This is a genomic window from Caulobacter sp. X (assembly GCF_002742635.1).
In the GTDB taxonomy this organism is placed as follows: Bacteria; Pseudomonadota; Alphaproteobacteria; order Caulobacterales; family Caulobacteraceae; genus Caulobacter.
The window spans coordinates 1,789,907-1,813,320 of sequence record NZ_PEGF01000001.1 but is presented as its reverse complement, the minus strand read 5'-3'; the positions used below and the strand labels follow the sequence as shown (position 1 = coordinate 1,813,320).

Sequence of the window (23,414 nt, the reverse complement as noted above, 5' to 3'; positions counted from 1 at the left end):
CATGTCGCTGACGTCGATCCTGTCCTCGGCCGGCGCGGCCCTGACGACGGCCCAATATCAGATCGCCGTCTCGCAGACGAACGTCGCCAACGCCGACGACGCCAGCTACAGCCGCAAGACCGTCACGACGACCGCGACGACCCAGACCCTGGCGGTGTCGTCCGCGACGGTGACCCGCGCCGCGGACGCCTATCTGGCCAGGACCGTCGACAAGACCGCCGCCGCCGATGGCCGGGACGCGATCATCGACACCTATCTGCAGTCCTACGACGCCAGCCTCGGCTCGGTGGATGGCGGCGACGACGTCTCCAGCCTGCTGACCGCGTTCCAGACCGCCCTGACCAACCTGGCCTCGTCGAGCACGGCGGCGACCAAGGCCTCGGCCGTTTCGGCCGCCAGCGGCCTGGCCTCGTCGATCCAGTCCCTGTCGGCCGATATCCAGTCCCTGCGCAGCCAGGCCAATCTGGAGATCAGCGAGACCGTCGACACCATCAACAGCACGCTCGACACCATCAAGACGCTGAACGACCAGATCGTCAGCACGACCGCGTCGGGCGGGGACATCAGCGATCTGGAGGACCGGCGGGCCGCGGCCGTGACCACCCTGTCCTCGCTGATGAGCGTCTCGACCTACAAGACGGCCGACAATCGGGTGATGGTCTACGCCTCCGGCGGCGAGCAGCTGCTGGGCGCCTCGGCGGCCAAGCTGTCCTATGACGCCTCCAGCAGCCTGTCGGCCGACGCGGTCTATCCCGGCGCGATCGCCGGCGTGACGGTCAACGGCAAGGACATCACCACCTCGATCACCTCGGGCAAGCTGGGCGGCTTGATCACGCTGCGCGACGACACGCTGGTCGGCGAGCAGGCCGCCTTGGACCAGTTGGCCTCGACCCTGATCGACCAGGTCAACACGGCCGCCAACAGCGGCTCGGCCGCGCCGGCCCCGAACAGTCTGACCAGTTCGTCGGCCGTGTCGGGCGGCGACGCTCTGGGCGCGACCGGCTCGGTGCGCGTGGCGGTGACCAACTCGAGCGGAGCGGTGGTGTCGACCCAGGACATAGACCTGTCGGCCTATGCGACGATCGATGATCTGGTCGCGGGGCTGAATTCCATCAGTGGACTGAGCGCCTCGGTTTCCGGGGGCAAGCTGACGATCGCCGCCACGTCGTCCAGCAACGGCGTCGCCCTGGCCGACATCGACGCCTCGATCGGCGGGCAGGGATTTTCGGCCTATTTCGGCTTCAACGACATCTTCACGGGCGAGTCCGCCACGGACATCGCCGTCTCCGCCGCGCTGACGACCGACGCGTCGCGCTTTCCCACCACCACGATGGACGTTTCTGGAAGCCTCGCGGCAGGCCAGGTCGCCATCGCGTCGGGCGGGGCGGGGGCGGCCAGCGCGATCGCCTCGGCCCTGTCGGCGTCGACCAGCTTCGCGGCGGCGGGAAATCTCACGGCCGGTCAGTCCAGTCTTCTGACCTACGCCGCCGCGTTCGTGTCGACCGCCGCGACCACCATTTCGGCCGCCTCCAGCCAGGCCGAGACCTCTGGCGACGCCCACGACGCGGCGGTGGATCGCCTGGCCAATCTCACCACCGTCAATCTCGACGAGGAGCTGGCGCTGCTGGAGACCTATCAGCAGGTCTACCAGGCCAACGCCCAGCTGACCTCGATCGTCCAGGACCTGTTCGACGTCTTGATGAACATGGTCAATTGAGGCGTCGCGATGATCACCCGGATCGGCACCTTCTCGCACGCCAACGCCCTGATCGCCGCCAGCCTGCGCACCCAGGCCAAGCTGGCCGACCAGCAGACCCAGGAGTCCACCGGTCTGAAGTCGACCTCGTTCGGCGGTCTGGGCGCTGACGCCGCCTCTCTGCTGCGGCTCTCCAGCCAGTCGACCCGGCTGGCGGCCGACAACGCCGCCGCCCAGAGCGCGTCGGCCTATGTGCAATCGGCCTATGCGGCGGTGGGCGACATCGCGGACCTGGCTGATACGATCAAGTCGCAGCTGGCCGCCCAGATCAGCGGCGCCAACCTGGACGCCGACAGCCTGGAGGCCTATGCCCGCGGCTGGCTGGACGATCTGCAGACCCAGCTCAACAGTCAGGTGGGCGGCGTCTATCTGTTCGGCGGCGAAGCGGTCGACGCCGCGCCCGTCGACTTCTCTTCCGCCGACTACGATCCCGCCACGGCCGGGAATACGGGCTACTATCAGGGGGCTTCGGCGCCGCGGACGTTCGCCAGCGTCGACGGCGCGAAGATCTCCCTGTCGGTGACGGCGCAGGCCGGGGGATTCGAAAAACTGGCGCGGGCGCTCTCGATGGTGATCGCGGACCCGGGCGACGGGGATACGCTGTCGGCCGCTTTCGATCTGGTCGGCGAGGCCGTCTCGGGCGTCGGCTCGGTCCAGGAGGGCCTGGGCGTGCAGGCCGATCAGCTGGCGAGCCTCATCAGCCGCAACGAGACCAAGATCGACACGCTGGACGACCTGGCGTCGCAGCTGAAGGGCGCGGACCTGGCCCAGGCCGCCGTGCTGGTCACCAACTACCAGACCCAGCTTGAGGCGCTCTACTCGACGATCGGCGCGCTCTCCTCTTCGAGCCTGTTGAAGTATCTGGGCTAGAGGCGGGCGGCGGCTCTAGTCGGCCGCCGCCGGCCCTCCGCCGCCCAGGGCCTTCCGGGTCAGCCAGATCAGCGGGATCAGGATCACGCAAAGCCAGGCCGAGACCCGGAAGAAGTCCAGGGCCGCCAGGAGATAGGCCTGGTTGATCACCTGCTGGGTGATCGCGCCGACCGCCTGGAGGTGGGTCATGCCCGCCGCCTGCAGCTTGTTCACCGCGTCGATCCAGGCCGGGCTGCCCGAGCTCATGGTCTCGGCCAGGCGCGTCTGGTGCACGGCCTCGCCGCGGTCCCAGATCGTCGTGGCCAGCGAAGCGGCGAAGCTGCCGGCGGTGATCCGCGAGAAGTTCGACAGCCCCGAGGCCTGCGGCGTCTGCTGGGGCGGGATGCCGTTCAGCGAGATGGTCACCATCGAGATGAAGAAGGTGCTCATCGCCACGCCCTGCACCAGCATCGGCATGACCAGCACCCGGAAGCTGGCGTCGGGCGTGTAGCCCGAGCGCATGTAGAATGACAGACCGAAGGCCGCGAGCGAGACGGTCGCCAACCAGCGCGCGTCGATCTTGGTCATCAGGCGGGCCGTGAACGGCGTGAGGAAGACGGCCACCACGCCGCTGGGCGCCGCCACCAGGCCGGCCCAGGTGGCGATGTAGCCCATGCGCGTCTGCAGCCACAGCGGCAGCAGCAGGTTGTTGCCGAAGAACACCGCATAGCCCAGGCAGAAGGCGAGGGTGCCGATCGCGAAGTTGCTGGACCGGAACAGGGTCAGGTCGACGATCGGGTGCTTCTCGTTCAGCTCCCAGATCACCCAGGCGACGAAGAAGATGATCGCCACCCACATCTCGACGACGATGGCGGGCGAGGAGAACCAGTCGGCCTCCTTGCCGGTGTCCAGCATGACCTGCAGGGCGCCGACCCAGATCAGCAGCAGCATGAAGCCCGTGCGGTCGATCGGCAGCTTGCGGGTCGGGGTCTCGCGACTGGCCATGTTCCGCCAGCAGATGACGGCGCACAGGATCCCGACGGGCACGTTGATCAGGAAAATCCACGGCCAGGAGATGTTGTCGGAGATATAGCCGCCCAGGATCGGGCCGCAGATCGGCGCGACCAGGGTGGTCATCGACCAGATCGCCAGGGCCGTCCCGCGCTTGGCGGGCGGGAAGATCATGATCAGCAGCGCCTGGGAGCCGGGGATCATCGGCCCAGACACCGCGCCTTGCAGGATCCGGAAGAAGATCAGGGACGAGAGATTCCAGGACACGCCGCACAGGAACGAGGCGATCGTGAACAGGATCACCGAGGCCACGAAGGTCTTCACCACCCCGTAGCGGCCCATCAGCCAGCCCGTCAGCGGCACCGACACGCCATTGGCGACGGCGAAGGCGGTGATCACCCACGTCCCCTGGCTGGAGCTGACGCCCAGATTGCCGGCGATGGTCGGGATCGAGACGTTGGCGATGGTGCTATCCAGCACCTGCATGAAGGTGCCCAGCGCCAGGGCGATCGAGGTGATCGCCAGGGTCAGGCCCGTCATGGGCGGCGGGCCGCCCTCTGCTTGTTCGGACGCCATGCCGGCGGCTCCTTACGCGGATCTATTGCTTGGCGACGTCGATCTTGGCCTTCATCGACAGGCCGACGCGGAGCGGGTGCTTGGCGAGGTCCGCGGGGTCCAGGGTGATCCGCACGGGCAAGCGCTGGACGACCTTGATCCAGTTGCCCGAGGCGTTCTGGGCGGGGATCAGCGAGAAGGCCGAACCCGTGCCGCCAGCCAGACCCTTGACCTTGCCGTGGAACTTCACGCCGCCGCCGTAGAGGTCGGAGGTCAGCACGACCGGCTGGCCGGGGACGACCTTGTCCAGTTGCACTTCCTTGAAGTTGGCGTCGACATAGGCCTCGTGCGTCGGCACGACCGCCATCAGGGGCGCGCCGATGGCGACCTGCTGGCCGACCTGCACCGACTTGCGCGCGACGACGCCGTCGGTCGGGGCGCGCACCACTGTGCGGGCCAAGGCGAGGCGGGCGGCGTCGAGGCGGGCGCGGGCGGCCTTCACCTCGGGGTTCTCACCGACCGAGGCGCCGGAGATCAGCACCGTATTGGCCTCGCGCGAGCCCAGCGCCGCGTCGCGGCTGGCCAGGGCCTGGGCGCGGGCGGCCTGGGCGGCGTTCAGCGCGGCCTGGGCGTTGGCGAGGCGGTTCTGGGCCGCCGTCAGCTCGTCGCCGGAGACGGCGCCTTCGCCGACCAGCGCCTTGCGGCGGGTGAAGTCGATACGGGCTCGCTCGACGTCGGCCTTGGCGGCGGTGATCTGGGCGTCGGCGCGGGTGACGTCGGCCTGGCGGGCTTCGAACTGGCCGCCCAGGGCGGTGTCGTTGGCGAAGTAGCCCTTCACCTTGCGCTCGGCCTGGCCCAGCGCGGCCTCGGCCTGGGCGACGGCGATGCGGGCGTCGGCGTCGTCGATGACGACCAGCGGATCGCCCTTCTTCACGGCCTGGGTCTCGGAGACGAAGATCTTGGCGACCGGACCGGGCGACAGGGCGGTCACCTGGGCGGTCTCGGCCCCGACATAGGCGTCGTCGGTCTCGACGAAGTGGCTGTCGAAGGCCAGCCACCAGGCGCCGTAGCCGACCACCCCGACGGCGACGACGCCGGCGAGAAGGGTCAGCTGGCGGCGGCGGTTGCCATTCGCGGCGGCTTGAGGGGCGGTTTGCGGAGCGGAATCGGACATGGGCGAAGTCCTAGGAAGCGATGGGGTCAGGCGCCGGTGAAGCCGCCGCCGAGGGCGCGGATCAGGGCGATGTCGAGGGCGAAGGCGCGGCTTTCGAGGTCGGCGACGGTCCGGCGCTGGGCCAGGACCGACTGCTCGGCCAGCAGGACCGACTGGTAGGTCGACAGCTGGCCCTCGTAGCGCAGGCGGGCGATGCGATAGGCGTTCTCGTTGGCGGTCAGGGCCGCGCGGGCGTCGGCCAGGCGCGAGGCCAGGGCCTTCTCGCTGGCGGTGACGTCGGCGACCTCGCGCAGCGCCTGGGTCAGGGCCGCGTCATAGCTGGCGACGGCCGCGTCGCGATCGGCCTCGGCGCCCCGCAGGCCGGCGCGCAGGGCGCCGCCTTGGAAGATCGGCAGCCGCAGGGCGGGGCCGACCTGGCCGATGTCGGAGCCGCTGGACAGCAGCTTGTCCAGATACAGCGACTGGGCGCCGACGAAGCCTGTCAGGTTGATGTCGGGATAGAAGGCCGCCTTGGCCTGGCGCGTGCGGGCGGTGGCGGCTTCGGCCCTCCAGCGGGCGGCGACCACATCGGGCCGGCGGCCGATCAGGTTGGCCGGCAGGTTCTGGGGCAGGCCGAACGGCTTGATCGTCGCGGCGGCCGGACGGGCGATGGCCAGGCCTCGGTCGGGACCCGCGCCCAGCAGCGCGGCCAGGGCGTTGCGGGTCAGGGCGATCTGCTCGTCGAGGGCCGACAGTTCGGCGCGCGAGGCCGGCGGCCCGGCCGCGGCCTGCTCGCTTTCCGCCCGGGTGTCGAGGCCGTTGGCGACGCGCCGCGAGACGAGCTTGGAGGTCTCCTCGCGCAGCCGGACGGCCTGCTCGGCCACGTCGCGCTGGGCGTAGAGCCGCGAGAGTTCGGCATAGGTCGAGGCGACGGCGGTCGACAGGGTCAGGCGGGCCTGGGCGGCGTCGGCCTGGGCGGCCTTGGCTTCGGAGGTCGCGGCCGCGACCGCCGCGCGGTTCTTGCCCCAGAAATCCAGCTCCCACGAGAAGTCGAGGGCGATGCGGCCGACGTCGTTGTAGCCGTGGGGCACGAAGGCCGGCGGGATGCCGTTGTTGTAGCTCTGCTTGCTCTCGCCGACCTCGGCGCCGAGGCCGACGTGCGGCAGGTCGGCCGACTTGGCTTGAGCGATCAGGGCCTGAGCGCGGCGCAAGCGCGCCTGAGCGGCGGCCAGGGTGGGCGAGTCCTTCAGGGCCTCGTCCTCCAGAGCGTTCAGCTGGGCGTCGCCATAGCCGGTCCACCAGGCGTCGGCGGGCCAGTCGGCCGATGGGGCGGCGAGGCTCTGGGCCGCGGCGTAGGCTTCTGGCGCCTTGGCGACCCGTTCGGCCTGGGTGGGCGGCAGGCTGGCGCAGGCCGCCAGGACCAGGGCGCTGGCGGCCGCCACGTAGGGTCCGCGACGGCGGAGGGCGGCGATCGGGAAGGTCGGCATGAGAAGCGCCTTGATGTGACCGTACGGTATAGTCATATGGTGGCGTGCAGGTAGGCTCATCTTGGCGTATAGTCAAGGCGACCGTACCGTACGGTCTGGAACAAAAAGTACGATGATCGACGTAAAAAATCGCCCGGATCGCGACACCCGACGCGAGGCCATCCTCGACGTCGCGGCCGAGGTGTTCCTGGACGAGGGCTTCGACGCGGCCTCGATGTCGACCATCGCGGCCAAAGTCGGCGGTTCGAAGAGCACGCTCTACAACTACTTCAAGAGCAAGGAGGAGATCTTCCAGGCCCACATCGAGCGCTATTGCGGCTGGCAGGGCGCGGAGATGTTCCAACTGCTGGACGACGAGGTCGACGACGTTCGGGCCGCCCTGACGCGTCTGGGCGGCCGTTACCTGAGTAACGTCATGTCCGAGCGCAACATGCGCCACTTCCGCCTGATCGCGTCGGCGTCGGAGCGTTCGCCCGACCTGGGCCGGACCTTCTACGAGGCCGGCCCGCTACGCGGGGCGCGGCTGCTAGGCGGCTTCCTGGCGCGCATGAAGTTGGAGGGACGGATCGCGGTCGATGACCCCATGGTCGCCGCCCACCACTTCATCGGCCTGTGCCAGAACCGCATGCTGAAGGCGCGACTGGTCAACTATGTCGGCGAGCCGACCGCCGAAGAGGTCGCGGCGGAGGTCGACGCGGCCGTCGGCGTGTTCATGGCCGCCTTCGGACCAAGCCGGGACAAGGTCGCAAGATAGGTCTCGGCGGCCTCTTCCAGCGTGAAGCGACGCGCCTGTTCGAGGCTTCGCCGCGGGTCCTGCGATCCCGGCCGGGCAGCCGCGATCGCCTGGGCGAACGCGCTCTCATCGCCGGTCGGAACCAGGGCGCCCAGCGCGCCGTGGTCCAGCAGGGTCGCCATGCTGCGGCTGCAGTCGGTGGCGATGATCGGCAGGCCCGCGGCCAGGGCCTCGAGGATGACCGCCGGCACGCCTTCGTAGTTCGAGGACAGCAGCAGGATGTCGAACGACGGCAACTGGGCGGCCGGCTCGGGGACGTAGCCCTTGAAGATCACCTGGCGCCCAAGTCCGAGGTCCTTCGCCAGGCTCTCCAGCTTCGTGCGTTCAGGCCCCTCGCCGATCACCGTCAGCGTGTCGCTCGTCTGGGCGCCGCGTGAGAAGGCTCGCAGCATCAGGGCCATGTTCTTCTGCGGCGTCAGGCGAGCGATGCTGACAAAGCGCCGACCAGAGCCGTCACCCGTCTCGCGGGGCTGGGCGCGCAGCCGCTCGATCAACGAAACCGACAGGGCCGGATCGGGAATGATCGTGACGCGGTCCGCGCCCACGCCCAGCGCCTGCCGGATCTCGTCGGCCATCGGCGTCTCCAGGCCGACGAAGTGGTCGATGGAGCGCCCCTGAGCCTTGAGCCAAAGGCGGTAGAAGAAGCGGAACCATACGGGCTGGTCGCGCCGGTCGAGGTCGTTGCTGACCTTGAGCAGGATGGGCGGGCAGTCTCGGCCCAGCAGCGCCTTCAGCGCCAGGGCCACGATCGCATAGGTGTTGCCCGCGCAGAACAGGACGTCGGGCCGGAGGCGCCGCACGACCTTCGGCAGCGTCCAGATCATCCAGAGCGTCTCCATCCGCGCGATCAACGGACCGCCGCGCGGCGGCGTGATGAAGTCCAGATCCGCGCCGACATCGCGCATGGCCCCATCGGTGCGGCCCAGGAACAGCGGCGCATCGACGCCCAGGGCGCGCCACCGCCGCACGAGGCGCAGGGCGATCCGCTCGACCCCGCCTGGCTCGAAGCTGTGCAGGAACGTCAGGACGCGCGGGCCGGCGCGCTGGGGCGCGATGTCGGACGGCTTCAAGGCTGGCGCGCTCCCCAAAGCGAGCGGTCGATCCGCTTGACGTCGAAGAAGGTCACGGGGCCGCAGGCCGAAAGCGTATGGAGGCCGCGCGAATAGCGCCCGGCGTTGGGTGGGAAATCCAGAGGTTGGGACGCGTGGGCCTCGAACCGTTCGGGGGTAAGGCTCGTTATATTCAGTATGCGGATCGCTCCGCCATAGGTGCGCGTGCAGTCCTGGACCGGCAGGCGCGGCAGGCCATCCTCGATCCACGCGGTCCCGCCCGGGCGACTGGAGGCCAGGTCGTCGCGGACCGGATTGCCCGGATGCGTCCGCCAGGGCCCGGTCAGGCGCTCGGCGAAGGCGAAGTGCAGGCGACCCTGCTTCCAGCGCTGCGGCCCCGTCGGCGAATAGGCCAGCCACCAGAGGCCGTTATGCTGGAACGGCGTGGCGTCGATCGCCGGGGTGTCCAGCTCCAGCCGCGCCGCGGGCTCCCAGACGTCGGGGAAGGCCGCCGCGCGATAGAGCGTCAGCGCGCCCGACCGATAGGCCTCGGGCAGCATCCAGATCTCGCCGTCGGCCTCGAACACCTGGGGATAGGAAAGATGCCAGGGCTCCTTGAGCACGACGGCGCGGCGGGTCGGCGTGAAGTCCGCGCCCAGCTCGATCGTCTCTATTACGCCGTGGCGGGTCCGGTAGTCATAGGCCTCGACGAACAGGTGCAGCCGCCCGTCGCGCCACAGGCCGAACGGATCGGCCAGGAACCGTAGACGCGGCTCCTCCGCCAGCCAGCGGACCGGCGTGTCGGCGGGAAAGCCGCGCCGGGCGACGTCGGCGATCGGCGCCTCGACCAGCCCCACCCGCCAGATGTCCCGCCCGGGGATCTTTATCCGCCAGTTACTCATGGACGCTGCTCGCCCCTTTCGTTTCCGGCCCGACGAAGACGCCGCCGCCGCTGCTCATGCCCCGCGCCAGATCCGCCGCGCCCAGCGCGACGATGACGCCCAGATGCATGACCAGGGTGACGAACGCCAAGGCCGCCAGCAGCACCGCCACGGACGAGTGCGCGCCCAGCAGAAGCAGCACCAGGTTGCCGAACACCAGGTCCTTGTTCGAGATCAGCGGGATGCGCGAGATCAGGCAGCGGATCGCCAGCAGCACGATCCATTGGCCCGTCGGAACCTCTGGCAGGGCCATCCGCCAGACGGCGATGTTCAGCACGGTCCAGGCCGCCAGCCGCCCGATGTTGACCGCCCCGACATAGGCCAGCTGGCCCAGGCGCAGCGAGAACACCTGACGCCCGAAGATCAGCACCACCACCGAGATCGCCATCGGAATGAGGCCCGACCACAGGGCCGGCCCCAGGCGCTGAGCGAAGTCGAGATTGCGCAGCTCGGCGAGGCTGATCGCCGCCAGCGCCAGGGTCAGCAGATTGCCCAGCAGCGCCGAGATGATGTTGGCGTCCTTGATGGCCGCGAACGGAGCCTCGACCACCTGGGCCGCGCGACGCGCCCAGACATAGAGGAAGGCCTCGCCGCTATAGCCCAGCACCACCTCGTTGATGACGTTCTTGCGCAGCAGCGCCTTGAATCCAGCCGGCGGCAGGTCCCAAAGCCGCCGGAAGATCAGATAGTCGAAGGCCGGCTGGACCAGATAGAGCAGCAGCAGGACCGGCCAGACCAGCGGGGGGAGGTCGCGGATCGCTGTCAGGATTTCGGACGTCGCGCCGCCAAGCTGCAGGACCACGGCCGCCACCAGGCCGATGGACAGCGCCACGCCGACCCAGACCCACAGGCGCGATGTCTTCTTGCTCGGCCGCTCCGGCGAAGTCTCGTCGAGCCCGTTCTCGATCGCCTGCGTCATGCCCGGGCGCTCGCCGCGATCGCCTGGTAGTGATCGAACAGCTCGGCGAAGTGATCGCTGTCGCGCCGGACTCTTTCGGCGGCGTCGACCGCGGCGGCCCTGAGGGCGGCCGGATCGCGGGCCAGCAGCCGACGGATGGCCGCGGCGGCCGAAGCCGTGTCGCCAGACCGATAGATCTCGGAGGTCGCCGGCTGCGCCAGGTGGGAGAAGCCGCCGCGATCGGGACCGACGACCGGCACGCCGCTGGCCATGGCCTCGGCGGGGATCAGGCCGAAGGTCTCGGACTCGCAGCCGTGCGCCAGGGCGTCGGCGCTGGCGAGGTGGGCGGCCAGCAGGGCGCGATCGTGGATCGGCGACAGGATCTGGACGTGGGGATGGCTCGCGGCCGCCCGCGTCACCCGCTTGCGGTCGATGCCGTCGCCAATCAGGACCAGGCCCAGCGGATGTCCCTCGGCGCGGGCGCGCATCGCCGCCTCGATCACCATCGGCCAGCGTTTTTCGGGATGGAAGCGGCCCACGCCCAGGACCAGCTTGGCGTCCGTCGGGCAGCCACAGGCGGCCAGGAGCCTGGCCCTCAAGCCCTCGTCGCGCATCGCCGGCGAGAAGGCCCCGCCATCAATGCCCAGGGGCACGCTGGCCACGCCGCCGACGCCTTGTCCCGTGAGCCGGTCGGCCAGCCACGCGCCGCCGGTCACGACCGAGCTGAAGCGCCCCGTCAGCTTGCGCAGATAGCGCCAGAACCATCCGAAAAGCTGGTCGATCTGCTGGGGCGTGGCGATCGGCGCCAACCATCGCTGCGGATAAGAAGCCACCGGATCGGCGTGCATGAACATCGCGCGCGGCGCTCGCCCCGCCCAGTCGGCGACGATGCCCGCGCCCCGCCACGGCGAGGACGCCTCGACCAGATCCGGCGCCAGTGTCTCCAGTTGGCGATGGACGGGCGCCGCGTCCCAGAAGACGTGATAGTTGGCGTCGAACGGCAGGCGCGGCGCGCGGACCTGGATCACCCCGCCTGCCGGCCGCGGTTCGAAATGGTCGCGCGGGCCCGGCGCGATGACGAACAGCTCATGACCCAGTTGCGCGGCCGCCTCGAACTTGCGGTCGATATAGGTCCGCACGCCCCCGCCGGTGGGCGAATAGAACTCGGCGACATCCACAACCCGCATCTTCGCGTCCCAGAATCTCTGCCCACCGATAGTCCGACACCGTGACGAAGTGATGCCAGTCGCCCGCCTTCACAAAAGGACGACATGAGTCGGTGTAGCTCTCATCGATTTTGAAAAATCGTCTGCGGTGGTGGGGCCAGGACGTCGTCTAAGGGGCGGGGAACTGGGGGCGCGGGGAAGAACGAGCATGGATATCAAGGCGCAGTCGCACGTCGGTGGTGCGCGCCCGTTACGGATTGCCTTGTTTTCGGGGAACTACAACTACACGCTGGATGGCGCCAACAAGTCGCTAAACCGTCTGGTCGCTCACTTGCAGGACACGGTCGGCGCGCGGGTGCGGGTCTATTCGCCGACTGGACCCAAGGCCGCCTTCGAGCCCGCGGGCGAATTGATCTCGGTCCCCTCGATCAAGATCCCGCTTCGAGGCGACTATCGGCTGGCGCTGGGCCTGCCTGGCGCGATCCGCAAAGACGTCGAGGCGTTCAAGCCGGACTTGGTTCACCTGTCGGCGCCGGACCTCCTGGGCTGGGCGGCGTTGAGGCTGGGCCGGCGCCTCAAGGTTCCCGTGGTCGCCAGCCTGCACACGCTGTTCGACAGCTATCTCGACTACTACGGCCTTGGCCGCCTGCGCCCGCTGGTGCGTCAGCGGCTGTGGAACTTCTATGGCGCCTGCGACTACGTCATGGCCCCCACCGAGGCGATTGGCGACGAGCTTCGGGCCCAGAACCTGCCCGTTCAGGTGCGCACCTGGGCGCGGGGCGTGGATCCCGAGCTGTTCCACCCTGGGCGACGCAGCGAGACCTGGCGAGCCGGCCAAGGCTTCGATTCCGTGCGTCCGGTGATCGTGTTCCTGGGGCGGCTCGTCATGGAGAAGGGCCTGGCGTCCTTCGCCGAGACCATCCAGCATCTGCGGCTGTCGGGCCAGTCGCCGCAGGTGCTGGTGATCGGCGACGGCCCCGCGCGGAGCTGGTTCGAAGAGCGGCTGCCGGGCGCGGTGTTCACCGGCTTCCTGTCCGGCGAGGCCCTGGCGACCGCGCTCGCCAGCGGCGACATCTTCCTCAACACCAGCACCACCGAGACCTTCGGCAACGTCAATCTCGAGGCCATGGCCTGCGGTCTGGCCATGGTCTGCGCCGACGCGCCGAATACGCGCGCGCTGATGCGGCATGACGACAATGCAAAGCTTTGCGCCGACCAGCCTGGCGCCTACGCCCAGGCGCTGACGCAGCTGATCGTCGACGGCGATCTGCGCCGGCGTCTCGCGAACCGGGCGCTGAAGCGCAGCGCCGCCTTCCGGTGGACCCAGATCCTGGACGAGGTGGCGGAGGTCTATGGCGAGGCGCTGAGGGCGCGTTCGATGGAGCAGGCTCTTCCGCCCGCGCGCCGCCGGGCCCCGTCGGTCGAACCAGCGACCGCCGGCCTGCCGGCGCTCTAGAGCGCGCGCCTCTCCATGATCCCGACCACCCTGGACCGGTACCTGCTCAGGCGCACCCTGACGCCGATGAGCGCGGTGCTGATCAGCACGATGGTGGCGTTCCTGATGGAACGCCTGATGCGGTCCTTTCAGCTGCTTTCTCAGACGACGGACGGTTTCAAGTTCCTCACCGAGCTGCTGGTCAATCTGGTGCCGCACTATGTGGGCCTGACCCTGCCAGGCGGCTTCTTCATCGGCCTGTTCGTGGTGGTCAACGGGCTCAGCAAGAGCTCGGAGATCGACGCGATCCTGGCCGGCGGCGTGTCGCTGGGCCGCTTCGCCGCGCCGTTCGTCGGCATGGGCGTGGCGCTGATGGCGTTCAGCGTGCTGCTGTTCGGCTTCGTGCAGCCCTACAGCCGTTACGCCTATCATGCGGTGCTGCACGCGGCCGACAAGGCCGGCTGGAACGGCGACGTCAGGCCCAAGGCCCTGTTGACCACCGGTTCGCTTCTGCTGACCGCCGACGACACGGACGCCAGTGGTCGTCGGCTGGAGCGGGTGTTCATCCGCAAGATCACCCCCGACGGCCGTGAAGACGTGCTGACCGCGCGCACCGCGGTGGTGAACAAGAGTGAAGCCGACCAGAGGGTCACGCTGGACCTGCGGGACGGACGTCAGGTCAGCACCACCCCGGACCGCCAGACCTATGTCGCCGAGTTCTCGCGCTTCGCCTTCGACGTGCCCTTGTCGCTGGCGGGCAAGCTGTTTCGGATGCGGGGAAACGACGTCAGCGAGCTGACGCTGATCGAGCTGGCCCGGCAAGGCTTTGGCGCGGGGCCGACGGCGCTGCCCCGGCAGACGCTGCTCGCCGAGTTCTATGCGCGATCATCCCGGGCGCTGATGTTGCCGCTTCTGCCGCTGCTGGCGATTCCCCTGGGCCTCAGCGCCAAGCGGGCGGGCGCGGGCTCGGCCATGGCCACCGGCGCGGTGCTGCTGTTCCTGTTCGAGACCTCGCTGATCCTGGGGCAGGCCATGGCCGCCAGCGCCGGCTTGCCGGCGCTGCTGACGGTGGGGCTGCCGGCCGCGCTGTTCGCCGTCACCTGTCTGGTCACCTGGATGGTCAGTCGAAACCGGCCGGGCGAAAACCCGGTCAGCTGGATCATCGACCATATCGAGGCCTTGGTCGTCGTAATCGGGCGAAAGCTTGGAATGCGGAAGGGGCACTAGCCCTCAGACCTCGCCGCCGATGCGCTCGACCTCGTCGGCCAAGGCGGGAAGGTCCAGGACGTGCAGGGTGCGGCCCGTCTGGCGCACGATGCCCAGGCCCGCCAGACGGTTCAGCTCGCGCGTGACCGGTTCGCGCTGACTGCCCAGCAGGGCGGCGAGCTCGGCGTGGGTGGGGCAGGGGTTGATCACCGCCTGACGGCCGTCGGCGCTGGCGGCGCTGGCCATCCGCAGCAGCTCGATATCGACGCGACAGGCCACCGACACGGCGGTCAGCTCGAACAGGCGATCGGTCAGGGACCGCGCGAGGCCCGCCATGTCCTCCAGCAGCGCTCTCATGAAGCGCGGCGACTCGTCGAACAGCCGGCGCACCAGCGACTGGGGCAGGCGGGCGATGCGCGAGTCCTCCAGCGCCACGATGTTCACCGAGCGGGGCAGGCCGTCGATGGCGGAAATCTCGCCGAAATAGCTGCCCTGCGTGATGCGTCGGTAGCCGACCTCGCGGCCGGACTTCGCATACAGATTGGCCAGCAGGACGCCCTCCAGCAGCAGGTAGATGCCGCCCTCCTGATCATGGCGCTGGAGGATCATTTCCCCCTTGTCGTAGCTTAGGTGTTCGATCGCGCCGGCCAGGGATTCCACCTCCGGCTGAAGCATGTGCCGAAATACACGATTTGCGCGATAGTCTTTAGGCCATGCTTCTTTCGGCGTATGGGACGACGCAGGGGCGAACGATGGGGCAAACGTTTTCATCGAGGGGCGCTCCTGCTGTCGATCGGGGGCGACACATGGATAACCGACAGCGCTACAAAGCGTTTATCAGTTATAGTCATCGCGATCGCAAAGTCGCTCAATGGCTGCACCGCGCGCTTGAGACCTATCGCCCGCCACGCTTGGTGGCTAAGCGGGGCGTAGACGATTCCAGGCGCAGCTTACGACCTATTTTCCGGGATCGCGACGAGCTGAGCGCTTCGCTCGACCTGAACGGCGCCATCCGGACGGCGCTGGAGCGTTCCGATGCTTTGATCGTCCTGTGCTCGGAGGCTTCGGCGGCTTCCCGCTGGGTGGACCAGGAAGTCGAGTACTTCCTGAAAACCGGAGCGCCCGAGGGGATCATCTGCGTGATCACGCCGGACACCGAAGCCCATACGGACCTCTCCGCGATCCTGCCGCCCTCGCTGCGCGCGGTGTTGCCCCCGGGCGTGGAGCCCCTGGCGGTGGATCTGCGGGAGGATGGCGACGGGCGGCGCCTGGCGCGCCTGAAGATCGCCGCGCGCCTGCTGGGCGTCAGCCTGGACCAGCTCGTGCAGCGCGACGCCCGGCGGCGGCTGCAGGTCATGGCCGCCTTCACCACGGCGGCGGTGCTCGTGGCGATCGGCATGGGCGCCATGACCGTGGTGACCCTCAAATCCCGCCAGATCGCCCGCCAGCAGCGGGACGAGACCGAGGCGCTGGTGGCCTTCATGCTCGGCGACCTGCGCCAGCAACTGGAACCGGTCGGCCGCCTGGACGTGCTCGACAGCGTCAGCGCCAAGGTGCTGGCCTATTACGCCAAGGCCCAGACCGATCGGCTGGACGACAAGGCCCTGGGCCAGCGCGCCAAGGCCCAGACCCTGCTGGGGACGATCCGCGAGCAGCGCGGCGACCTGGCCGGCGCCGAACACGCCTTCTCCCAGGCCGCGGCGACCACCCATACCTTGGTCCAGCGCAATCCGCAGAACGGCGATTATGTGTTCGACGAGGCCCAGAACGTTTTCTGGTTGGGCTATGTCCAATGGCGGCGCAGCGACGTCGTGGGCGCCGAGCGGGGCTTCAAGCGCTATGGCGAGCTGGCCGATCGCCTTGTGGCCCTGGATCCCAACCGTCCCGAATGGCGGATCGAGGTGGCCTACGCCAAGAACAACCTGGGCACCCTGTTCTACGAGCAGGGGCGACCGGCCGAGGCCCTGGAGGCGTTCCGCGTCGCCTCGTCGGTCTTCGAGACCGAGCTTGCCAAGGCGCCGAAGGACCAGAAGCTGATCCAGGGCCTGGCCAATTCGCGGGCGTGGTCCGCGGACTGCCTGATGCGTCTCGTCCGTCCGCGCGAAGCCCTCGCCGAACGGGAGGCCGCGGTGCGCCTGCTGGAGGACGCTCTGACCGAAAACCCGGGCGACAAGCGGCTGGCCGCGCGCGCCGTCGCCGCCCAGGTGGCGTTGGCGCGACTCGAGCTCGACCTTGGTCGCCTGGCTTCGGCGCGGGCGCGGTCGGACGAGAACCTGAAACGGCTTCGGGGCTTGGCCGTCCTGGATCCGACGAACGCTCGCTGGCGGGAATATCTGGCCAGCAGCCTGATGGACGCCGCCGACCTGGCGCTATGGTCGGGGCGAATGAACGACGCGCGCGCCGCCCACGCCGAGGCGGGGCAGATCCTCGCGGCGCGTCGCGCTGGACCGAAGGCCGAGGCCTGGAGCGACAAGTACGAAGGACGCCTGGATCAGCAGGCGGTCACCCTGGCCCTCCAGTCTGGACGAGCGGATGCGGCGCGAACGCTGGCCGACGCGCTGGCCGTCCGGGCCAAGGCCACCGCCTGGCGCAAGGATCTGGGCCGCGCCGCTCTCTACGCGTTCTCGGAGTGGTCGGCCGGACGCGCCGCCTCGGCCGTCGACATCCTTTGGCCGTGGCGCGCCACCCTGCCGCCGTCTGGTCGCGACGTGCTGGCGCGCTCGTTAGCGGCGGCCGGCCGTAAGCCGGAAGCAGACGCAATCGTGCGCGAGCTCATAAAACAGGGCTATGGGCACCCCGGATTCCTTGCGTTTTGGAGAGACTCTCTTCCTGGTGGAGCTTCCACTTTGGGAGGCGCGAAATGACTGAACCTACACCGACCACCTACGTCGAGATCATCGTCGGCCTCGACGGCAACTTCAACTTCATGAACCTTGCGACGAACCCGCCAAGCCCGCTCAGCATGGACCTGAGCCAACGTCAGGAACTGTATTTTCGTCTGAGCGATGAGCTGATCGCGGCGAACTGGGCCTTCCAGCGACGCCCCATCCATATCGATGACGACTACGGCGTCAATTTCTCCAGCTGGGTGTGGGTGACTGAAGGGCCGCACGGCGCTCAGATGCCGACGCACACCGCGTTCAAGATCATCTACGAATGCAATCGGATGGGCATCTACACCTACAGCCTGTTCATGCTGGATGGTCATAAGCAGCTGATCACGCTCGACCCCGACGTCGAGAACGGCACGGGTCAGATTCCCTGACCCCCTACAGGCCCTTCGACAGCGAAGAGATCGCCGCGCTGATCCGGCGCGGCGAGATCCTCGCGGCCTACGACATCGCCCACGCGGCGCTTGAAGGCGAGGCCGCGCCACCCGGCGCGGCCTATGCCGCCGTCCTCTGCCTGGCGCGAGCCGGAGCCTTGGACTTCGCCCGTTCGGAGTATGTCCGACTGGGCCTCGCCGAGGCGGACGACGCCGACACGATCGCCTTGGGCGCCCGGCTGCTGAAGGATGTCGCCCTGGCCAGCCGGGGCGCGCGGCGGATCGCCTTCGCCAAGGCGTCCCGCCTTCGATACGAGGCCCTGTCGCATCGCTTCGGCGGCGTCTATGGCGCGATCAACGCCGCCACCATGACGCTTGTCGCGGGCGACCGCGCCGGCGCCGCCGAGCGCGCCATGGGCGTGCTGCAATCCCCGCCCCCGCAAGGCCTGACCGGCGAGGCGGCCTATTACGAAGCCGCCAGCCGCGCGGAGGCGCTCTTCCTGGTCGGCGACCTGGACGCCGCGCGCCGACGGCTCGAGCAGGCGCTGGCCTCGGCGCCGAGCGCCTACGCCGCCCACGCCTCCACCCTGCGGCAGATGGAGATGCTGTGCCGCGAGGTCGACGTCGATCCTGGCTGGCTGTCGCCCTTTCGGCCTCCGGCCTGCGCGCACTTCACCGGGCATATCCAGAACATCTGCGACCAGAGCCTGCGCGCCCGCATCGACGAGACGCTGCGCGCCGAACGGATCGGCTTCGGCTATGGCGGTCTGGCGGCGGGCGCCGACATCGTCTTCGCCGAGGCCCTGCTTGAGGCGGGCGGCGAACTGCACGTCATCCTGCCCTTGCATCGCGCCGCGTTCGTCGAGGTCTCGGTAGCGCCGTTCGGCGACGCTTGGCTGGAGCGTTTCGAACGTTGCATGGCCCGCGCGGCCTCGGTCCGATACGCCTCGCAGGATCCCTATCTGGGCGACGAGCAGGTGTTCGCCTACGCCAGCCAGTTCGCCATAGGCTGCGCGGTGCTGCGGTCTCAGACGCTGGCGACCGAGGCGGTGCAGTTGGCGGTCTGGGACGGGCGCGCCGCGCCGGGGCCGGCGGGCGTCTTCGCCGACATGGCCTATTGGGCCAGAAGCGGCCGGCGGGCCGCGGTGATCCCGGTCGACAGGCCACAGCCCGCCACGAGCGTCTCCAAGCCGATCACGATCGGGGCGCGGGCCATGAAGGCCATGCTGTTCGCCGACGTTCAGGGCTTTGGCGCGCTGCGCGACGACCAGATCCCAGCCTTCATGGAAGGGGTGATGGGGCGCCTGGCCGAGGTGGTCGAGGGGCTGGAGGCGCGGCCGATCCACATCGAGACCTGGGGCGATGGTCTGTTCCTGGTGTTCGACCAGCCCATCGACTCGGCGCTGGCCGCTCTGGCCCTGCTCGAGGCCTATCGCGCGGTTGATCTGGGCGCCCTGGGCCTGCCGCGAAGCCTGGGCCTGCGGATCGGCGGCCACTATGGTCCGGTCCATCTGGGCACCAATCCCCTGACGAAGGCGCCTGCCGTCGTCGGCGCGCACGTGGTCGTCGCCGCGCGCATCGAGCCCGACGCCGCGCCGGGCTCGGCCTATGTCAGCGAGGCGCTCGCCGGCGCGCTGGCGACGTTCCACGGCGATCGCGTGCGCTGCGGTTATGTCGGTCGCACGCAGGGGCGGAAGGGCTTTCCGGCCACGCCGATCTTCAACCTCTCCCGCGCCTGAAACCCCAGCCGGCGCGTAGCCGAGCCACAAGAAAAACCGCTATTTTTCCCGATGTGAAAATCCGCACATCCAAGCGGGGCCATTCCGGAGATTGTCTGCGTGTCGACCGGCGGCGGCGAGCGTCCTTCGCTTGCAGCCACCGGCCGCGTGAACCGACTTGGGGCCCGGCCACCCGCCGGCCGGGTCCATTTTCGCAACTTTCCGGGGCCTACGTCCCGGTCGGATCGGGAGCCGCGCGATGTCTATGAACACTGTCGCCCTGGGCGATGCGCCCTTCGCCAAGACCGAAGTCGGCAACACCTTTCTCCGGCACGCCCTGATCATCTGGGCGCGCGAACAGGGCGTGGCCGAGGCCCACCTGCCCGCCGTCACCCGCGACGTGCTGGATTTCGCCCAAGCGACCGTTCGCGACGGGCATCCGCAGGCGCTCAGCGCCTGAAACCTTTTCGGATCGCCGGTTACCCCTTCTGAGGCGCCCGGGAGGGACTCAAGGACCGGAGATCACTCATTTTGAGACGCGCCGCCCTGGTGGGGATTGGGGCGGCAGTCGACGAACGCCACCGTCCGCGCGGTGAGTGAGTTCGTCGCGGAGAGCCTGGGCGGCGCGACCGCTCAGGTTCTTCGCAGTCTTGCCGGCTTCTGAATTGTTGGAGAACCGTATGTCCGCCTTGCTGAGCGTCCTGGACAGCCCCGTGATCTTCGCGGCCGCCGCCGTCTTGGCGTTCGTCGCGGCGGGCGTGGCGGGGTGGCTCGGCTCCTACGCGATGCGCCTGCGCGCTCAGCTGGACGAGGCCCGCGAGGAAGCGGCCGGCCTGGCGGCGCACCGCGACAGCGTCCTGGCCGAACTGGCCCTGACCCGCGCGCGCCTGTCAGAGACCCGGCAGGCCGCCGGCCGGGCGCAGGCGACGGCGGCCGAGCTTGAGGCGCGGCTGAAGCCGACCATCAAGATCGAGCGCGGCTTTGGCGAAAGCCGCTGCGAGGCCGCCAACCGGGTGATCCTCGACGCCCTGCGGGACCGGCCGCAATAGAACCGTCCCCGGCGCGTCAGCGCGCCTTGCGGGCCTTGATCTCTTCGGGGGTCAGCTTGCGGATCGCGGTCACTGGATAGCGCTGCGCGCCGATCGGGCCCGGCACGATGATCGTGGCGTCCATGCCCGAACAGATCCAGGAGCCGCCGCGCGCCTCGATGCCGATCCGCTGGGTCCAGTCGATGTCGGGCGACGGCGAGAACAGGGTCAGGCGATAGACATCCCGGACGCCAACCGAGACATCGACGGTCTCCTTGTCGACGGCGTTGAAGCCGTCCACGTTCTGGGCGCGGAAGCACGTACGCTCGGCCTTGGGCTTGGCGGCGGGCTTGGCGGCGGGCTTGTCGGTCTGGGCGGCGGCGAGAGCCGGCGCGGCCAGCAGCAGCGCGCCGGAAACGAGCGATAGGGTCAGGTGACGCATCATGTCGTCAGCTCCTTCAACGCCCCGCTGTCGGCACTTTCGCGCCAAACCCGGCCAAGCTCAAGCCTCTGTCGCCGGCCTCGCCAGACGCAGGAGCGCCAAGCCCAGCAGCGCCGAGGCCAGGGAGCCGGCCAGGACGCCGATCTTGGTCTCGTCGATCAGCTTGGGATCGCCAAACGCCAGCCCGCCGATGAACAGGCTCATGGTGAAGCCGATCCCGCACAGCACCGCCACGCCGTAGAGCTGGGCGACCGAGGCGCCGGCGGGCAGGCGCGCCCAGCCCATCCGGATCAGGCCGTAGGCGACGCCGAACACGCCCAGCTGCTTGCCGAGGAACAGGCCCAGCGCCACGCCCAGCGGCACGGGATCCAGCAGGGCCGACAAGCCGACGCCCGCGAACGACAGGCCGGCATTGGCGAAGCCGAAGATCGGGGTGACGCCGAAGGCGACCGGCCTATGCAGGGCGTGCTCCAGCCGGTGCAGCGGGCAGCGCTCGTCGGCGCGCAGCGGAATGGTCAGGGCCAGGGCGACGCCCGCCAGGGTGGCGTGGACCCCCGACTCCAGCACCAGGTACCACAGCACGACGCCCAGCAGCAGATAGGGCCACAGGCTGATGACCTTCAGGCGATTCAGAATGACGAGGATCGCCAGCACGGCGCCCGCGCCGGCCAGGGCCATCAGGTGCAGCTGGTCGGTATAGAACAGGGCGATGATCACGATGGCGGCGAGGTCGTCCATGATCGCGATGGCGGTCAGGAACACCTTCAGCGAGGTCGGGACGCGCGGACCCATCAGCGCCAGCACTCCCAGGGCGAAGGCGATGTCGGTGGCCGACGGGATCGCCCAGCCGGCGATGCTGTCGGGGTGGCGCAGGTTGAAGAACAGATAGATGGCCGCCGGCAAGGCGACGCCCCCCAGAGCGGCCGCGCCGGGCAGGATCACGTCGGCGGGCCGCGACAGCTGGCCGTCCAGGACCTCGCGCTTGATCTCCAGCCCCACCAGCAGGAAGAACAGGGCCATCAGGCCGTCGTTGATCCAGTGCAGGACGCTCTCGTCGAGGCGGACGGGGCCGATGGCGAAGCCGAGGTGGGCCTTCAGCGCCGCGAAATAGGTCGGGGCCAGCGGCGAGTTGGCGACCACCAGCGCCAGGGCGGCGGCGACCATCAGCACATAGCCGCCGGCCGCTTCGTTCGCCAGGAAGTGCGCCAGGGTCTCGCGAGCGCGGCGGCTGATGACGCGCAGGGCCATGTCGGATCTCCTTCGGGAACGGGACCAGCTAGCCCGCTTCGTCCGTCTCTCGCAATCGGAGATGGCGCGCCTGGGCCAGCCGCTGGTCGGAGACCTCGCCCAGGTCCAGCCAGTCGGTGAAGGGCTGGCGGTAGGCGCGGTCCAGGAACTCGGCTTGGAAACGGAACGGCAGGCCGGCGTCGCTGTTCCACAGCATGACGATGCCGGTCTTGGTCGCCGGGTCGAACACCATGGTCGAGCGGTAGCCCGAGACGGCCCCGCTATGGCCGATCACGCGATGACCGCGGTAGTTGAAGCTGCGCATGCCCAGGCCGTAGCCGGCATGGCTGATCTCGCGGGCGAACGGCGCGCGGCCGTAGGGCGGCGCGGTGCCGATGCGGGGGCGTTGGGCGGCGTCCAGCACGGTGGGCGGCAGGACATCGGGCCGCAGGCCCATCTGCGCCTGCATCCAGACGGCGAGGTCGACGATGGTCGAGTTGACGCCGGCCGCGCCGGGCACTCGGTAATAGGCCTCGGACATCGGCAGCAGCCGGCCCTCGCGATGCGGGCGGGCCCAGCTCTTGGCCCCCACCAGGCCGGCCTGGCCGATCGAGGCGGTGGTCATGCCCAGGGGCGCGAACAGCTTGCGCTGGACGGTCTGAGCGTAGGCCTCGTGCGTGCGGGTCGCCAGGATCTCGGTGATCGTGTCGTAGGCGACGTTCTGATAGGTGTGGCAGCGCCCCGGCGCGCAGGCGACCGGCACGTCGCCCAAGGCGTGGCGGATCACCGTTGGGTCCTGGCCGTCCTCCAGCCGATCGTCATAGGCGTTCTTCGGCAGGCCGGTCCGCTGGGACAGCAACTCCTCGACCGTCAGCTCGCGCTGGGCGTCGCGCGGCAGGCGCAAGGTGGTGTGGAAGGTCTCGACCGGTTCGTCCAGCGACAGCAGGCCATCGGCGGCCAGCTTGGCGGTCAGGGTTCCGGCGACCGTCTTGGACAGCGAGGCCCAGCGGAACACCGTGTGGGCGTCGACGGGCTGGCCGTCCTTGGCCGAGGTCAGGCCATAGCCCTGAACGAACGACAGGCGTCCGTCCTCGACGACGGCGACCGCCAGGCCTTCCATAGAGTGATGGGCGGCCATCTCGGCCAGGCGCTGGTCGAGGGCGCGATAGTCGATGCGGCCATGCCAGTCCTCGGGCTTGGTCGGCAAGACGACCGGCGTCGGCGCGGGCGCGTGGGCCGAGGTAAGCGCCGCGAGCGGCGTCGCGGGGCGGAAGTGGAACGCTACGGCGGCGCAGGCGACCAGCACGCTCAGCCCGCCGACCGCCAGCCACTTGCGACGCGACATCTTGGGGGCGGAGATCGGGTCCTGCGGGTCCGACAAGGGCGATCGACTTTCAGCGGCGAGGAGAGGAGGCCTCGTCCTTATGCGGGGAGC

General features: G+C 69.3%; 21 protein-coding genes. 10 read left to right on the top strand and 11 right to left on the bottom strand.

Going from position 1 to position 23,414, the window contains the following annotated elements; translation table 11 throughout:
• The first annotated feature begins 1 nt into the window (after position 1).
• A complete protein-coding gene (flgK, locus tag CSW60_RS08375) occupies positions 2-1,717 on the top strand; it encodes a flagellar hook-associated protein FlgK (RefSeq protein ID WP_099536820.1) in 1,716 nt (571 codons plus the stop codon).
• A gap of 9 nt (positions 1,718-1,726) precedes the next feature.
• Positions 1,727-2,626 carry a flagellin gene (locus tag CSW60_RS08370; RefSeq protein WP_099536819.1) on the top strand — a complete coding sequence of 300 codons (900 nt, stop codon included), beginning with the start codon at positions 1,727-1,729 and terminating at the stop codon, positions 2,624-2,626.
• 15 nt (positions 2,627-2,641) lie between these two features.
• Here the strand turns inward: CSW60_RS08370 and CSW60_RS08365 are convergent, their stop codons facing one another.
• The 3 genes from CSW60_RS08365 to CSW60_RS08355 are packed head-to-tail and all read right to left on the bottom strand — an operon-like array spanning position 2,642 to position 6,811.
• Positions 2,642-4,192 carry a DHA2 family efflux MFS transporter permease subunit gene (locus tag CSW60_RS08365; protein WP_099536818.1) on the bottom strand — a complete coding sequence of 517 codons (1,551 nt, stop codon included), beginning with the start codon at positions 4,190-4,192 and terminating at the stop codon, positions 2,642-2,644.
• 22 nt (positions 4,193-4,214) lie between these two features.
• Positions 4,215-5,345 (bottom strand): HlyD family efflux transporter periplasmic adaptor subunit, encoded by a 1,131-nt coding sequence (locus tag CSW60_RS08360; protein ID WP_099536817.1) that lies wholly within the window; start codon positions 5,343-5,345, stop codon positions 4,215-4,217.
• A 26-nt stretch (positions 5,346-5,371) separates the two neighbouring features.
• Positions 5,372-6,811, bottom strand: a complete 1,440-nt coding sequence (locus tag CSW60_RS08355) for an efflux transporter outer membrane subunit (protein ID WP_099536816.1) — start codon at positions 6,809-6,811, stop codon at positions 5,372-5,374.
• A 112-nt stretch (positions 6,812-6,923) separates the two neighbouring features.
• On the opposite strand from CSW60_RS08355, the gene CSW60_RS08350 reads away from it, so the two are divergent.
• Entirely contained in the window at positions 6,924-7,565 is a 642-nt protein-coding gene (locus CSW60_RS08350) for a TetR/AcrR family transcriptional regulator (protein ID WP_201722994.1), read from the top strand.
• On the opposite strand, the gene CSW60_RS08345 is transcribed toward CSW60_RS08350, so the two are convergent.
• From CSW60_RS08345 to CSW60_RS08330, 4 genes are read right to left on the bottom strand one after another with little or no spacing between them, the layout of a single operon-like run.
• Positions 7,460-8,674 carry a glycosyltransferase gene (locus tag CSW60_RS08345; protein ID WP_201722993.1) on the bottom strand — a complete coding sequence of 405 codons (1,215 nt, stop codon included), beginning with the start codon at positions 8,672-8,674 and terminating at the stop codon, positions 7,460-7,462. The two genes, CSW60_RS08350 and CSW60_RS08345, sit on opposite strands and share 106 nt — an antisense overlap.
• Positions 8,671-9,555 (bottom strand): hypothetical protein, encoded by an 885-nt coding sequence (locus tag CSW60_RS08340; protein WP_201722992.1) that lies wholly within the window; start codon positions 9,553-9,555, stop codon positions 8,671-8,673. The genes CSW60_RS08345 and CSW60_RS08340 overlap by 4 nt, the downstream gene beginning before the upstream one ends.
• Positions 9,548-10,513, bottom strand: a complete 966-nt coding sequence (locus CSW60_RS08335; RefSeq protein WP_099536815.1) for a hypothetical protein — start codon at positions 10,511-10,513, stop codon at positions 9,548-9,550. The genes CSW60_RS08340 and CSW60_RS08335 overlap by 8 nt, the downstream gene beginning before the upstream one ends.
• Positions 10,510-11,679 (bottom strand): glycosyltransferase, encoded by a 1,170-nt coding sequence (locus tag CSW60_RS08330; RefSeq protein ID WP_099536814.1) that lies wholly within the window; start codon positions 11,677-11,679, stop codon positions 10,510-10,512. The genes CSW60_RS08335 and CSW60_RS08330 overlap by 4 nt, the downstream gene beginning before the upstream one ends.
• A gap of 187 nt (positions 11,680-11,866) precedes the next feature.
• On the opposite strand from CSW60_RS08330, the gene CSW60_RS08325 reads away from it, so the two are divergent.
• On the top strand, positions 11,867-13,114 hold the full coding sequence (locus tag CSW60_RS08325) for a glycosyltransferase family 1 protein (RefSeq protein ID WP_099536813.1): 1,248 nt from the start codon (positions 11,867-11,869) through the stop codon (positions 13,112-13,114).
• A 15-nt stretch (positions 13,115-13,129) separates the two neighbouring features.
• On the top strand, positions 13,130-14,320 hold the full coding sequence (locus tag CSW60_RS08320; protein WP_099536812.1) for an LptF/LptG family permease: 1,191 nt from the start codon (positions 13,130-13,132) through the stop codon (positions 14,318-14,320).
• Between the two features lie 3 nt (positions 14,321-14,323).
• Here CSW60_RS08320 and CSW60_RS08315 read toward each other — a convergent pair whose 3' ends face one another.
• The gene (locus tag CSW60_RS08315) at positions 14,324-15,070 is read right to left on the bottom strand and encodes a Crp/Fnr family transcriptional regulator (RefSeq protein WP_099536811.1); all 747 of its coding nucleotides are present in this window, start codon (positions 15,068-15,070) and stop codon (positions 14,324-14,326) included.
• Between CSW60_RS08315 and CSW60_RS08310 the strand changes: the two genes are divergently transcribed.
• From CSW60_RS08310 to CSW60_RS08290, 5 genes are all read left to right on the top strand, one after another.
• On the top strand, positions 15,052-17,163 hold the full coding sequence (locus CSW60_RS08310; RefSeq protein ID WP_369801015.1) for a TIR domain-containing protein: 2,112 nt from the start codon (positions 15,052-15,054) through the stop codon (positions 17,161-17,163). The two genes, CSW60_RS08315 and CSW60_RS08310, sit on opposite strands and share 19 nt — an antisense overlap.
• Positions 17,160-17,564 (top strand): hypothetical protein, encoded by a 405-nt coding sequence (locus CSW60_RS08305; RefSeq protein ID WP_099536809.1) that lies wholly within the window; start codon positions 17,160-17,162, stop codon positions 17,562-17,564. Before CSW60_RS08310 ends, CSW60_RS08305 begins: the two co-directional genes overlap by 4 nt.
• 158 nt (positions 17,565-17,722) lie before the next feature.
• Entirely contained in the window at positions 17,723-19,303 is a 1,581-nt protein-coding gene (locus CSW60_RS08300; RefSeq protein ID WP_236634237.1) for an adenylate/guanylate cyclase domain-containing protein, read from the top strand.
• Between the two features lie 238 nt (positions 19,304-19,541).
• Positions 19,542-19,742, top strand: coding sequence for a hypothetical protein (locus CSW60_RS08295; RefSeq protein ID WP_143324137.1), 201 nt, complete (start codon positions 19,542-19,544; stop codon positions 19,740-19,742).
• Positions 19,743-19,962: 220 nt separating this feature from the next.
• Positions 19,963-20,331, top strand: coding sequence for a hypothetical protein (locus CSW60_RS08290; protein ID WP_099536806.1), 369 nt, complete (start codon positions 19,963-19,965; stop codon positions 20,329-20,331).
• A gap of 16 nt (positions 20,332-20,347) precedes the next feature.
• Here CSW60_RS08290 and CSW60_RS08285 read toward each other — a convergent pair whose 3' ends face one another.
• Genes CSW60_RS08285 through CSW60_RS08275 form a run of 3 tightly spaced genes read right to left on the bottom strand, consistent with a single transcriptional unit; the run spans position 20,348 to position 23,360 of the window.
• Complete coding sequence (locus tag CSW60_RS08285) at positions 20,348-20,755, bottom strand: DUF6491 family protein (protein WP_236634236.1); 408 nt, start codon at positions 20,753-20,755, stop codon at positions 20,348-20,350.
• Between the two features lie 57 nt (positions 20,756-20,812).
• Positions 20,813-22,000 carry a Na+/H+ antiporter NhaA gene (nhaA, locus tag CSW60_RS08280; protein WP_099536805.1) on the bottom strand — a complete coding sequence of 396 codons (1,188 nt, stop codon included), beginning with the start codon at positions 21,998-22,000 and terminating at the stop codon, positions 20,813-20,815.
• A gap of 28 nt (positions 22,001-22,028) precedes the next feature.
• Positions 22,029-23,360, bottom strand: a complete 1,332-nt coding sequence (locus CSW60_RS08275; protein WP_099536804.1) for a serine hydrolase — start codon at positions 23,358-23,360, stop codon at positions 22,029-22,031.
• Positions 23,361-23,414: the final 54 nt, after the last annotated feature.